The following is a 16,229-nucleotide window of genomic DNA, read 5'->3' on the forward strand; positions in this document are numbered from 1 at the left end:
TGAAGTTAAGATAGTTCTTTAAAGGGACTTTTTTCAACTCAAATTAAGTGACTAAACACATAAAAATTATAAGAAGAAAATTTGTTATAGCATAATCTTCTTTACAATTAAATTATGAAAAATAGTATGAAAAATCCCCACATGTTTCAATCTGTTCTAATCGCTCTATGCCTATTAGTTAGCGTTCCTTCTTTTTCAAAGGAATTAGAATTAAAATCAAACCCAATACATACACGCACACTAGTTCCAACAATTACGTCGTTTTCTCCTGTTGATGGATATGCGGGTACGACAGTGACAATTACTGGAACTAATTTTACTAGTGGTTCGATTGTTAAAATTGGAACAACAACTTTGTCTAGTGCTGCTATTCAATTTGTTTCCTCTACCGAATTGCAAGTTATAATTCCTTGTGGAATTTCTTCAGGAGTGATTGATGTTGATGGGGTATTATCTGTGGATACATTTAACTATAAGCCAGCACTAATTTCAAGTGTATTGCCTAATGTGTCGTATTGTGTGGGTTCAACAGTTCCGGCGGTAAATGTAGTAGGTACTCCTTCAGGTGTAGTTTTTTCATGGACGAATTCAAATGCTGCCATTGGATTAGCTACAAGTGGGACAGGAACTATTTCAACTTTTACAGCAATAAATACTACCAATCAACCTATTTCTAGTACTATACAAGTTACACCATCCATTAATGGTTGTTCAGGGATAACTAAAGAATATGTTATTACTATTAATCCAAAACCAATATTGAATACAATTCCCTCACAACAAGTTTGTAAAGGAACAACAATTAGTACTATTGATTTAACAGCCAGTTCTCCTTTAAATGGTTCAGGTACATCGTATACTTGGAGTGCAACAAATGCAAATTTGATTGGATTGTCAACTCCTAGTGATACTACATCACCAATACCTTCTTTTGTGACTACAAATGTTTCAAATAGTACGATAATTTCACTGTTTACTATCACCCCAAGTTACGAAGGTTGTGTTGGAGATTCAAAAAATTTCACTATATCTGTTGAGCCTTCAAGTGTAGCAGGAACAATATCAGGACCTTCTGCTGTCTGTTATGGAGTTGCCCCTGGAACATTGACTTTAAATGGGAATGTTGGTTCGGTAGTGAAATGGCAATCTTCTTCGGATAATTCCACTTGGACAGATATTAATTCCACTTCCTTGACATTAAATCCAGGGATTTTGATTACTCCAACTTACTACAGAGCGATTGTGAAAAGTGGTGGATGTTCAGAAGTTACTACTGCTCCTTATTTAATAGCTATCAACGCTTTGCCTACAGTTAATGCAGGAATTGATCAAACAGTTTGTTCGGGTAATTCGGTTACATTGTCTGGAAGTGGAGCTACAAGTTATTCCTGGAATAATGGAGTTGTTAATGGCACTTCATTTGTACCGTCTTCTACAGGAACTTATACTGTAACTGGAATTGGAACAAATGGATGTTCTAATTCCGATCAAGTCTTAGTGACTGTGAATGCATTGCCAACTGCACCTTCAGCAATTGCACAAACTTTTTTAGCTTCACAAAATAAAACAGTTGGAGATTTATTGATTACGAGTTCAGGAACTCCAATTTGGTATAATTCATTTTCTGGAGGTTCACTTTATGCGAGTTCAGCACCCTTAACTACAGGTACGTATTATGCTGCTCAAAAGGTTAATAGTTGTGAAAGTGTATCAAGAACAGCGGTTTCCGTTTCTGTTTTCGCTGATTCGGTAGGAGGAAGCATTTCGGGAACCACAACCGTTTGCTCAGGAGTAAATTCAACAACTCTAACTGCTGCGGGGTATACAGGAACTATTTTAAAATGGCAATCTTCTACGGTTAGTGATTTTTCAACTAATGTGACTGATTTCAATGTACAAAATGCAACGTTTACTGCTACCAATGTAACCGCATCCCTATATTACAGAGCTGTGGTTCAAAGTGGAAGCTCTACTTCTTATTCAACACCAGCGTATATAGCAGTATCGACTCCTTCTAATGGAGGGACTTTAACAGCAATTAATTCAAGTATCTGTAAAAATGTAATTGGAGGGGCATTGAATCTTACTGGCAAATTAGGAGACGTGGTGCAATGGCAACAATCAACAAACAACGGTGTAACTTGGTCTGATATTGCTTCAACGGCTACAACTTTTACGGCACCAGCATTGGTTCAAACAACACAGTTCAGAGTTGAAGTTAAGAATGGGGTTTGTCCTTCTTCATTTTCTAATGCAATTACTATTCAAGTAAAAGACACACCTGTAGTTACCGATTTTCCTAATCAAGAAATTTGTATTGGAAGTACTAGAACCTTTGGAGATGCTTTTGTAGCTGGTCAAGCCTATTCGTTGACATCTAATTTAGGATACTCAAGTACTACTAATTTGTCTTCTGTTTTATTTAATAGTGTAGGAACTCAGGTCTTTACTTACACGGTAACGAATACGGCTTCAGGTTGTTCTACTCAAGATCAATTTGAGGTAACAACAAATCCACTTCCTGCTGCAACTGTGATTTCTAACAGAACCATTTGTGAAGGAGATGTAGTGAATCTTGGAGCTAGTGCTGTAACTGGAAATACGTATTCTTGGTCAAGCAATCCATCGGGTTTTACCTCTACTGTTGCTAATCCATCAGTAACTCCGACAGCAAATACCACTTATACTCTAGCAGAGACCAATTCAGTAACTGGGTGTTCTAAAACAAATAGTGTTCAAATAACAGTTCAGCCTTTGCCTATAATTAGTATTACTGGCGCACCTCAAATCAGTATTTGTGAAACAGCAACTAATCAAACCATTATTGCTTCAATTGCTAATTTATATGCTTCTTATAATTGGGAAGTAATACCAGCTAATGGCGGTAGTTTGGCGAATGCAAGTAGTTTGAATCCGATGTTTACGCCGAGTTCTATTGGTATTGCCAATGGGTTTGTTATTATACGTTTAAATGTTACAGGACAAAATCCTTGTAATACAATTGTTAGCAAAGATTTAAAAATTACCATTGATAAAACAACGGTTAATTTAGGGGCAGATCAAATAGTTTGTGAGGGACCGATTAATATTTCGTCGAATATTCAAAACGCAGGAACGATTTCTTGGTCTCACAATGGTAGAGGAAGTATTGTAAACTCAACGATTACTACTGCAACTCCTATATATATACCATCTACATTAGATAGAGATCAGAATGTGACTTTTACCGTTACCGTTACTCCAAGTAATGGTTGTGGTCCTAATGTTACGGATAGTGTTATTTACAAAATTAATGGAGCACCAACCGTTAGTTCAGGGTCAAGTGTTACTATTTGTGAGACACAACAATCGTATGTATTAAATGGTTCTTCAACCTTTACAGATTCTGTAGTTTGGTCACATACTGGATCTGGAACTCTTGATAATCCTAACGCATTAGCCCCAACATATACTTTTAGTCCAACAGATATTGCAACAGGGTCTGTTACATTTACTTTAAGAGGTAAAAAACTAAATTGTACTGATGCAGTAAGTATGATGACAGTTACAATAAGAAAAAATCCCGTTGCCAATGCAGGAACAGCTCAAACCATATGCCAAGGACAAACCGTGTATCTTACCGGTTTAGCTCCAAATAATGGTTCAGTAAGTTGGTCAAAAAGTTCAGGTAGTGGTGTATTTAACAATACAACCACTTTGACACCCAACTATGTTTCTTCAGCATCAGATACAGGAACGATTACTTTTACATTAACAGCGCAACCACAATCTCCATGTGCTGTACCTTCAGTTGCTACAACTACAGTTACGATAATTCCAAAACCAACTGCAAGTATTAGTGCAATTAATCCACAAATTTGTGAGGGAAGCACTTATACAGTAAACTCCGCCAGTGCGACTAATTATGAAAGTTTAGAGTGGACAGCTTCAAATACAGGAGGAAGTTTTACAGGAGGTAATACGTTATCTCCAACCTATACACCGGGAGCGAATGATATCAATAATGGTTCGGTAAAATTAACCCTAACTGCGAAAAGAAATTCACCATGTACTTTAGATGCTATTGCAGAGGTGACTTTGATAATTAATAAAATTCCTAGAATCACCGTAGTTAATTCAACACAAGATATTTGTTCTGATGCTGGAGTTGCAGTACCTATTTCGGGCATTGGTTCTTATTCGGGTATAGTGGCAACTAATTATGATTCTTTAGTTTGGACAACATCAGGCAGTGGAACTTTTACAACCCCATCGCCATTAAATACGAGTTCAGCGAATTCCTATATTCCATCTGCAGCGGATATTTCTAGTGGCTCTGTTACGTTAACCTTGACAGCATCTAGAACTCCATCTAATTGTAATTCATCTACGACTAATACGATTATTTTAAACTTCATCAAAAAGCCAGTATCCAATGCAGGACCAGATGCTACTATTTGTGAAAATGCAACCTATATTTCTACTACAGCTACGGCAGCTAATTATGCCAATGTGGTTTGGTCATCTAACGTAAGTGCAGGAACAATTGCGAATCCGACTTCTTTAAACGGAATGGTATATACACCATCTTCAGTAGATTTAGCAAGTGGTTCAGTTACTTTGACCTTAACAGTCAATGGAAATTCTTGTCAAGCACCAGTTACCAATGATGTTATCATAAGTTTTCAAAAATTACCTGTAATCACAACAGTATCTAGTGCTTCTATTTGTAAGAGTGCCAATCAATATGCTATTAGTGGCACCACTATAATGAATAGTTTTTTGGCGGGATCAATACGTTGGACATCAAGTGGAACAGGGTCATTTACCACTACTTCAGACCCTAAAAATCCGATTTATATACCATCAAATATTGATAAGACGAATGGTTCTGTTACATTGACCATGTATGTAATGCCTGTTAGTCCTTGTGCTACAGAACAATCCAAATCATTTGTTTTAAGTTTTATAACCGAGCCAGTGGCTAGTGCCGGACCTAGTCTAACACAATGTGATTTGCCATTTACAATTACGACTGCTACAGCTACTATGAATACTATTAGTAGTTTGAGATGGACTACATCAGGAACGGGAACTTTTAACGTAGATAATACTATTAATCCAACGTATACACCAACAGCTTTGGATGTCCAAAATTCACCAATTACATTAACACTGACAGCTTATCCAATTGCACCTTGTGCAGTTCCTTTGGTTACAACAACTGTAGTTAGTTTGGTTAAATCTCCAATTGTAAATATAGTATCTCCTCAAGCTACAATTTGTCAAGATGCTACTAATATATTGGTTTCAGGAACTACAGTTGCTAATGCTTTGTCTTTTGTTTGGACTTCAACGACTGGAACTACTATTTCTAATGCGACTTCATTAACGCCTTTGGTGACACCAAGTGCAACGGATATCTCAAATGGTTATATCGATGTTACAATCACTGCAACGCCTAATGCACCTTGCAGTACTAATGTTGTAAAGACAGTTCGTATTCCAGTGCAACGTCAACCAATTGTGAATGCAGGTGCTTCTCAAACCATTTGTCAAGGAAGTATACTAACGACTTCTGACGCCATAACCACTAACGTGACCAATATCAATTGGAGTAATAATGGAGGAGATGGCCAATTTACCACCTCAAGAACAACTAGAGTAGTTGAATATACTCCAGGTCCAAATGAAATTGCTAGCGGAAGGGTTTTATTGACCTTAACTGCTGATGCCATTACTCCTTGCGTAGGAACAGTTACATCTACTATTGAACATTTAATTATTAAAAATCCAGTAATTACAGTTAATCCAACTGAAGTTACCATTTGTGAAACTGCTACTTATCAAGTACCATTGAGTCAGATTAATGTAATTAATCCAACGTCAATTGCTTCGGTACAATGGACAACAACTGATCCAAGCTCTCTTTCAGGTGTTTCGACTTTTACACCTGTGTATAGACCATCGGGAGCTGATATTGCTGCAGGTTATGCTATTTTAACATTGACGGTAACTCCAATAAATCCTTGTGCTACGCCAATTGTTAAGACTATACGAGTAAATATTACCAAAAAAGCTACAATTGATACTACTCAAGCTAATTATACTTTTTGTGAGAATACTCCAAAACAATTGAATGCAGTTTTTGCTAATCATGACTCTGCAACTATTAGTTGGAGAATTGTTTCTGGTTCAGGAACACTATCTGGAATTAATACAGCTACTCCTATATACACTCCTGATGTATCTAGTACTACTGTGATTATTGAGGCTAGTGTAGCAAGCAATTCACCATGTACTGAAATTACTACGTCTCAATTCACATTGAATGTGATGAAAAAACCTTTAGTGACTTTTGGAAAATTAGTAGATACAATTTGTAATACACAAACTTCATATTCGCTAAATGGGAATTCTGTTGCCAATACAACAGCTAGTACCACTTATTTATGGACAACAACTGGTACAGGTACTTTTGCAGATAATACTGCATTAGTAACAACTTATAATTTTTCAGCTGCTGATTTGGCCTTAAATACTCCTGTCAAATTGAGGTTGTTAGCTCAATCAGATGCATTGTGTGCATTAACTGACTATAAAGAAATAACCATAACGATTAAGCCAGCACCGACTGTTTCAACAGCGCCAACTGCTACTTTATGCCAAGGCGATGTATTTACAGCAACTGCAATAGCTACAAATCAAACTTCGGTGCTTTGGACTACTGTTGGAACGTCTAATGGGACTTTTATAAATGCAAATACAACAAACACTTTATATACTCCAGGTACTAATGATACGGTTAATTTTACATTACGATTTACAGCTGTAGGAGATCCAGTTTGTTCTTCTGCAACCACTACTAAAACGGTTACAATACAGCTTAAACCTGTTCTTGATGCGGGAACTGAGTCTAGACATAATTGTTCTGGAGAAGCGTTTGCAATAACGGGTGTGACTGGTCAAAATTTAGGAACAATTACTTGGAGTTCTAGTTCTAGTTCAGGTATTAATAGAGGGACATTTAGTAATCCTTCAATTTTAAATCCAAGCTATACACCAAGTGCTGCTGAGGTAGCAGCAGGAACTCCTATTACATTGACGGTTACAGCAACTGCTCTTGCTCCTTGTTCGAGTTCAGTAACTGATTTTATAATATTGAATTTGGATCCGAAACAAGTTGTAAATGCTGGTCTTGACCAAACGATTTGCGAAGGAAGTACAGTAGCTATTACAGGTACCTCAACCCATGCTTCAAGTGTATTTTGGACAAGTAGTTCTTCAGGTACATTTGCTAATGCAAATTCGGCAGCAACAACCTATCAGCCAAGCGCAGCTGATATTTTAAATGGTTCAGTTACTTTAACTTTTCATGGAATAAGTGATTCCAATTGTCCTGAAGTAATCGATACAATGGTAGTTTCCATTTTAAAGAAACCAACGGCTAGTGCAGGATCAGCAGTTTCTATATGTGAGGGAGTACCTTACACTGTAGTGAATGGTGAAGCATTAGCTACAAACTATTCGGCTATAACATGGTCTGCAACAGGGCCTGGTACTTTAGATTCTAGTACTATTCATAGTTTGAATCCAACATACAATCCAACTCCTGGTCAAACAGGTGATGTAACATTGACTCTTACTGCTACAGGTTACAGTCAATGTGGAATCAATGCTGTTGCCTCTAAAACGATTTCAATTATACCAAAACCGGTAGTTACAAGTCCTTCTTCTAGAACTATTTGTCAAGGCCAAACACTTGCTTTAACTGCTACAGAAGTAACAGCATCCGATTATAGTGCATTAACTTGGACTTCGTCAAACGGAATTGGTAGTTTTGCTCCAAATTCGACTCCTGCAACGATATATACGCCTACTCTAACTCAGTCAGGTAATGTAACTTTACGACTAACAGCTACGGCTTTAAATTCGGTTTGTACCAATGTTTTTTCAGAGGTAGCAGTTACTATTATTCCTAGTCCGATAGTCAATGCTGGTTTAGATGCTAGTATTTGTCAATCTTCTATTCATACTATTTCTGGCGCGAGTGTTCCATCGGGAACAAGCTTTGATTGGGTAATTAGTGGACCTGCAACAATTCGTTCAGGAACAGAAACTACTTTAACTCCAGTTATAGTTCCAAATCCAGGAGCTTCGGGTACAGTTACTTTAACTTTAACAGTTCAAGGTGGTTCACAATGTCCAACGCCAGTCTCTGATACGGTAACAATTACAATTTTTCCAATGCCTATTGTAGATGCAGGGGTGAATCAAACGGCATGTGAAGGAGTTGCTTTTGTTGGTCTATCAGGAACTGCTTCTAATGGAACTAATTATACCTGGTCGACAGATGGAGCAGGAAATATTCAAACTACTACCAATCCACTACAAGCAAAATACATCCCAAATCCAGCAGATTATTCAAATCTTTCGGGAGTAAATACTGTTACCCTATTTTTAACCGCTGCAGGAACTAATGGATGTTCTCAAGTAGTTGATTCTATGACCTTGACTTTGTATTCTAAACCTCAAGTTTTTGCAGGTTTAGACCAAACGGCTTGTCAATCAAGTACGGTGAGTTTATCTGGCGCAACTGCAACTAATTATAGTACAGTTACATGGACAACGTCAGGAAATGGAACCTTTAATTATGCTAATTCAAACGGAGGAATCCGACCTACTTATACCTTAGGGTCTAATGATTTGTCAACAGTGACTTTAACAATGTCTGCAATGCCAAATGCCAATTGTTCTCAAGTGGCAGTCACAGATCAAATGGTAATTACCGTAAATCAAAATCCTAGTATTCAAGCTTCGTCAACTGAAGTCACAATGTGTGGAGAAACATTTACATTACCCGATCTAATTACGGTCAATAATTCGGCATCAATCAGTTGGTCAGATACAACAGGTTTAAGTGCTTTAGGCACAATAACTAATGGAACTACCGAAACGCCAACTTTTACTCCAACAACTGCTGAAATAGCTAACGGATTTGTTAATCTTACCGTTACAGCTCAACCACTTAGCGGTTGTTCAACAACAGCTTCGCAGGTAATCAAAGTAAATTTGAAACCTAAAGTAAATGCTAATGCGGGAACCGATATTGTAGTATGTCAAGGTAATTCGATAATTGTAAATAATGGAGCCTCTACCACAGCAACTTCATATTACTGGACAGAAAATGGTACTGGGACAATAAAGGCTTCAACCATAAATACATTATTCCCTGAATACTTACCTGGTACTAATGAAACAGGAGTTATCACATTGACCTTGCATGCGACTAATCCTAGTCCTTGTTTAGGGGAAGTAGTAGATACTATGACGGTAACTATTTCTCCTCAGCCTACAGTTAATGCTGGGGCAGATGCAACAATTTGTGAAACATCATCCTACAGTTTAGTTAATGCAACAGCTGCTAATTACGACAATTTGTCGTCTAATTTGGTTTGGGTAGCTTATAGAGATGCTAATGGTGTAAATTCAGCTACTGGTACTTTTTCAAATAATCATTCAGTTAATCCTACATATACCCCAAGTCCTGCAGATATTGCTTTAGGAAAAGTGTATCTTACATTGAAAGTGGCGAGTACTTCTTGTGGTAGTTTAGTAGCTGATACTATGGAATTAACTATTGCTCCAGGAACTGGAGTTAATGCTGGAGTTAATGCTTCTATTTGTGAAGGAAGTTCATTTGTATTATCACAAGCTACTGCCGATAATGTTGCCACTTTAAGTTGGATTAGTGCGCAAAACAGTACAGGTACTTCGAGTGTTTCATACCAAGCAGGATCATTTTCAGATGCAACATCTTTGAATCCAACATATATTCCGAGTTCGGATGATGTTAATTTAGGTTATGTCTATTTAAAATTGACAGGAGCAAGTAACTCTACTTGTCCATCTAATACAAGTGTTATACGATTAGATATTGTTAAAAAACCAACTGTATCAGCAAGTGATATTCAAATGTGTATTAATACACCACAAATAACATTGGCGGGTACAGCTTCAAACTATCAATCTGTGAATTGGAGTGTACAAAGTGGACCAGGTAGCATAATTGCTAACTCTGGTTCGCCTTTAACTCCGGTATATATCAGGATTATCTACAACTGAAACAACTAGTAAAACGGCAGTGGTTCGTTTGTATGTTAGTCCAAAGTTAGGATGTCCATCTACTACCGCAGTATATGAAGATATAACTGTTAATATTCAGGCTTTACCTGTTGTTGAAGCAGGTGTAAGTGGTACAACTTGTTATATAGCAGGCCAACCAATTGATGCTTTTTCTATAACAGGTACTATTGTTGCTAATGGAGGCACTCAGAATTGGACTACTTCTGGTTCGGGTACATTTACATTAGGAAATCCGGTTTTATATAATTCATTTAGTAACAATTGTACTTCTGAGGTTTTAACTTTGACTGTAAATGGAGTAGGAGCATGTAGTACAAGTACTAATTCAGACTCAGTTACTCTTACGGTTAATTGTTCTATTCCTAATTTAGGACCTGTAACTTCAAGTGCTGGAAATAGCATCTGTCAAAGTTCAAGTTCAACAATTACTTATACCGTTCCAGTTAATTCAAGTGTGGTAAGTTATAATTGGTCAGTTCCATCAGGAGCAACCATAGTATCAGGTCAAAATACCAATACTATTACAGTACGATATGGAATAGGTTCTGTTTCAGGAAATGTATCTGTTTTTGGATCGAATGGTTGTGGTAATGGTTCTATATCAACATTTGCAGTTACTGTAAATGCACTTCCTACAGCTACTACTATTAGTGGACAACAATTGGTTTGTGAAGGGACTATAGGTGTAGAATATACTGCTTTGGCATTACCAGGAGCTACTAGTTATTCATGGACACTTCCAAACGGAAGTACGGTCTTGACAGGAACAAATACAATTACAGTTAATTATCAATCCAATGATACCTCAGGAAACTTAAGTGTTATAGCTAATAATGCGTGCGGTGCAGGTCCTGTTTCATCGAATTACCCAATTACAATGGTTGCCAAACCTAGTTTGTCTAGTGCATTGACTCCTGCTGCAATTTGTAGTGATTCAATGTTTACCTATGTTCCAACATCGGCAACCACTGGCACTTCTTTTGCATGGACAAGAGCTATTCAAAGTGGAATAACTAATCCAGTTGCTTCTGGTAATGGTAATATTAATGAGACGTTGGTTAATACTACTTCAAATCCTATTAATGTAATTTATCAATATGCTATCACTGGTCCTAATCCAACAGCTTGTTCTAATGTAGCAACTGTAACAGTTGCGGTTAAACCAATACCAAGTTTAACTTCTTCAGCAAATCCAGTAGCCATTTGTTCAGGAACTACGTTTAATTATACTCCTACTACAACTACATCAGGAGTGATAAACTGGACACGTGCATCTGTTGTTGGAATAAGTGAGTCAGCTAGTTCTGGAACTAGTTCAATTAGTGAAGTGTTAACTAATACAACATCATCTAGCAAGACAGTGATTTATAAGATTATCCTACCTACTAATAGTTCTGGTTGTTCTAAAACCATTGATTTGTCTGTAGTAGTCAATCCTTTACCAACAGCCTCAATTTCAGGAACAGTTTCGGTATGTAAAAATGATACTAATCCGTTAGTTGTTTTAACTGGTGCTAATGGTACAGCTCCTTACACTTTCACCTATACTATTAATGGAGGAGTCAATCAAACCATTGTTAGTAGTATTGGAAATACAGTCTCACTAACTACTTCGACTGCTGCATCAGGAACTAAAGTGTATAATTTGATCAGTGTACAAGATTCAAGCACTACTACTTGTTCTCAATTACAAACAGGTACAGCAACTGTTATTGTTAATTCAATCCCCGTATTAGTAGTTAATCAGCCTGCAGCAGTTTGTGAACCAAATACAGTAGATATTACAGCAACAACTACTGGTTCAGATTCGGGATTAATTTATACCTATTGGAAAGATGCTTTAGCAACACTCCCATATACAACTCCTACCACATCTGGCTCAGGTACCTATTATATTAAAGCTACTAATACTTTCGGTTGTTATGACATAAAATCGGTTACGGTAGTTGTTAATCCGTTACCATCTGCAACAATAAGTGGAACAACTACAATTTGTAGTAATAGTGCTAGTCCATTAATTACCTTTACGGGTAGTGGAGGAACAGCTCCTTACACATTTAGATATGCTGTTAATGGAGGGACACCTCAAATTATAACTACTTCATCAGGAAATAGTGTAACATTACAGGCTTCAACTGTAACATCAGGTGTATTCAATTATAATTTATTGAGTGTTCAAGATTCAAGTTCATCGGCTTGTATGCAAAACCAAACAGGTTCTGCCGTAATTACAGTGAATCCATCTCCACAAGCAACTATTTCTGGTACTCGATCAGTTTGTACTTCTAGTGCAAATCCTACAATTACTTTTTCTGGATCTAATGGAACAGCTCCGTACACATTTACTTATACAATCAATGGAGGGGCAAATCAAACTATTACATCAGTTGGTTCAATAGCTACAATTACAGTACCAACCAATACAGTTGGGATTTATACTTATAATTTAGTTAGTGTCAGCGATAGCAGCACTACCACTTGTTCACAAATGCAAACAGGAAGTGCAGTAGTTACTGTAAATCCATTACCTACATTAATAGTTACTAATCCAGCTGAAGTTTGTGTTCCTAATACAGTTAATATTACAAATACTACTTCAGGTTCAAGTGTAGGATTAACTTACGGATATTGGAATGATAATGCTACAACCATAGGAATTGTTGATCCATCTGCAATAGCTACTTCTGGGACATATTTTATTAAAGGAACTGATGCTAATGGTTGTTCAAATATTAAACCGGTAGTCGTTAAAATTAATCCTTTACCTTCGGCCACAATTTCAGGATTGACTAATTATACGGTTTGTCAAAATGATACTCAACCTATTATTACATTCACAGGATCTAATGCGACTCCTCCTTATGTATTCCAATACAGAATTAATTCGGGAGCAGTTCAAACTGTGTCAACAACAGCATCTAGTAGTACAGTTTCAGTAGCCATTCCTACAACAACTGTGGGTAATTATACGATTACTCTTTTAAGTGTTAGAGATTCGAGTCCGTCAACTTGTTTGAATACATCCATTACTTTACCTAGTGAAGCATATGTCAACGTACAACAAGGGGGTACGATTGTTCCTCAGAGCGGCATGATTGTTAGTCAAACACTTTGTCAAGATAGTGCGATGAATCCAGCAGTTTTTACAATTGGAGGATCGGCATCAAGTGCTTATGTTACTAATTTACCAACAGGAGTTAATGGGGTGTTTAATTCAATATCTCATACCCTTACTATTTCTGGAAGTCCAACAGCTACAGGGGTGTTTAATTATGTAATTCATACAGCGGGTTCAGTAAATGGTTGCGATAGTACTCTTGGAGGTACATTAACTATTAATGCTAATGATACAATTACGGTGTTGACTCCAACAACTGTAAATCAGAAAGTATGTGCTTGTTCAGCTATTAAACCTATAACATATAGTCTTGGAGGAGGAGCTACCGGAGGTGATGTTACTTTCTCTCCACATGCACCTACAGGACTTATTTGGTCTATCGCGTCCAATGTTCTGACAATTTCAGGAACATCTTGTGATGTTGGCAATTTTACTTATACCATTCAATCATATGGAATTTGTGATCAAACTACCTATTCTGGAAATATTGAAATTAATCAAAATGCAACAGTTAGTTTGGTTTCAGGGAATCCAAATCCTACATTATGCGTAGGAACTACTTTGTCTACACCAATTAAATATGCGATATCACCTTCTTCAGAAGTGTTACGTTTAACAGGAACTTTACCAACGGGGCTTTCATTTAATTCGGCAACAGGAATTATTTCAGGAACTCCAACACAAAGTGGTTCATTTCCTTATACCATTACATCTTCTACAAGTTGTGGCAATAGTATCGTAGGAGTGATAAAAGTGAATCCAGTGCAATCTATAAGTTTATTGTCTGGTAATACTAATCAAACAGCTTGTATTAATAATGCAATTGATCCTGTAGTGTTCACAATTGCTTCAGGAATTACTAGTGTAACTGTTAATCCTGTATTGCCTAATGGAGTTACAGCTAGTGTAGATACCACTAATGGTATAGTTACAATATCAGGAACTCCAACAGTAGCTACAAGTTTACCTCAGAATTATGTAATTACTACGCAAGGTGGATGTAGTGCTTCGGCAAGTACTAGTATTAGTTTGGATATAAAACCTGCTGCTATAATTACTTTCTTAAGCGCAACAACAACGTTGAATCAAGCGGTATGTTTGAATGGACCAATTGTGCCAATACGATTTAGTGTTGGAGGGGGTGCGACAGGAATTATTGCGCCAATTTTACCTACGGGAGTAACCATTTCGCGTGATGTTCTTACAGGTGTATATACTATTCAAGGAAATCCAACAGTTAACGGAACATTTACAATTCCGATTACTACATCAGGATGCTCTAAAACGGAAAACATTACTATTTCTAATGTGAACTCAGCGGTTTCAATTGATTTGACATCGGCTACTGGTACTGATTTGCAAACACTTTGTCAGACTAATTTTAACTCTCCAATCAATCCTATAAAATACACGATAGTTGGAGCCACAGGGGCTACTGTTGCGGGATTGCCAGCAGGAGTTGCAGCTACATTTACACCTGCTACAGGAGAGCTTGTGATTAGTGGGACACCTACTCAAGCAGGAGTTTTTAATTATACCATCACTTCATTACCATGCAGTGTGGTGAAAACCGGTGTATTAAAAGTGTCTATTCCAATGTTTATAACGAATGAAATAGTTACTAATGTTTCTTGTAGTACTTCAAGTAATGGAGGTATTTCAGTTACAATCATTGGTGGAGTTTCTTCGAATGGGTCGTATGCCGTTCATTGGGCCGGTCCAAATGGATTCCAACAAAATCTAACAAGTATTACAGGTTTGGTAGCGGGTGATTATACACTTACAGGAACTGATGCAGTAGGTTGCCCATTACCAACGAAAACCTATACGGTATTACCAGCACAACCAATAAACATTGCTTTAGTATCGACAACAAATGTAAGTTGTAATGGGGCTCTAGGATGCGCTAATTTTAATTATTCAGGTGGAAGTGGTATTTATACTCGATTTATGTTACAATATCTGGATCCTTCATCACAAGTATTAAATACGGTGGTGCCTCCAAATAATAATTATTATAATATTTGTAATCTAAAAGCAGGATTGTATTATCTATCAGTAACAGATAGTAATAATTGCACTACTGAACCTTATTTATTCACAATTCAAGATTTTAGCACATTACATATTGATTCGGTAAGTTTAGACGAGAATTTGTGTGCTAATACTTCTGGAAAAGTTAGGATTACCGTGTCTAGCTTAGATACCAATCTTACATTCTATTATAATAACGTAATAGTTTCTCATTTGAGTTTAGGAAATAATGCTTATGAATTATCTATTTCAAATCCAACCACTCCAACAGGAATTATCAAAGTAATGAATAGTCAAAATTGTTGGGATACAGCAACTATTAATACGAATATTGTAAATCCTCAATTAAATTATACCTCTCATAATTTAACTACTTATGGAGCTGTGTCAGTTAATGAAAGTGTACAATTTACCAATGGATTATCGGCATCAAATATTCCTGTCGAATACGATCATATTGTTTGGGATTTTGGAGATAATAGTCCTTATAAAGTATTCTACAATCCAAAAGATATCAATCCAAATAGCTCAGGAGAAAGTATCACTACAGTATTCCATACCTATGCTATTGACGGATTGTATCCAGTAACCTTAACAGTGTATAATAAATTTGGTTGTTCACGTTCTATTACTGAAATTCTAACTGTAGGTCAAGGCGCAGGTATTATGTTACCAACTGCTTTCTCACCAAATAATGATGGAATCAATGATTTGTTTAGACCTTCATTGTTAGGATTAAAAGAAGTGAGTATGTATATCTATGATAATTGGGGTAACTTGATTTATGAAGTTAGTTCTGATACCGCTTCGCTTCCTACGGATTGGGGATGGAACGGAATTGAAAAAGTAAATTCAGAACCAAAGAATGGTAATTACCGTTATTACATTATGGCTAAAACCATCAATGATAAAATAATTGAGAAAGAAGGTCAATTCATGCTTATTAAATAAA

The 16,229-nt window shown here is 36.8% G+C and carries 2 protein-coding genes; both read left to right on the forward strand.

What is annotated here, in order from left to right; all coding sequences use genetic code 11:
* The first annotated feature begins 126 nt into the window (after positions 1 to 126).
* Positions 127 to 10,104, forward strand: coding sequence for a PKD-like domain-containing protein (locus RMR09_RS04500; protein ID WP_310594615.1), 9,978 nt, complete (start codon positions 127 to 129; stop codon positions 10,102 to 10,104).
* A 28-nt stretch (positions 10,105 to 10,132) separates the two neighbouring features.
* Positions 10,133 to 16,228, forward strand: a complete 6,096-nt coding sequence (locus RMR09_RS04505; RefSeq protein ID WP_310594616.1) for a gliding motility-associated C-terminal domain-containing protein — start codon at positions 10,133 to 10,135, stop codon at positions 16,226 to 16,228.
* The last annotated feature ends 1 nt before the right edge of the window (position 16,229 follow it).

This window comes from Flavobacterium sp. (genome assembly GCF_031537875.1).
Classification (GTDB): domain Bacteria; phylum Bacteroidota; class Bacteroidia; order Flavobacteriales; family Flavobacteriaceae; genus Flavobacterium.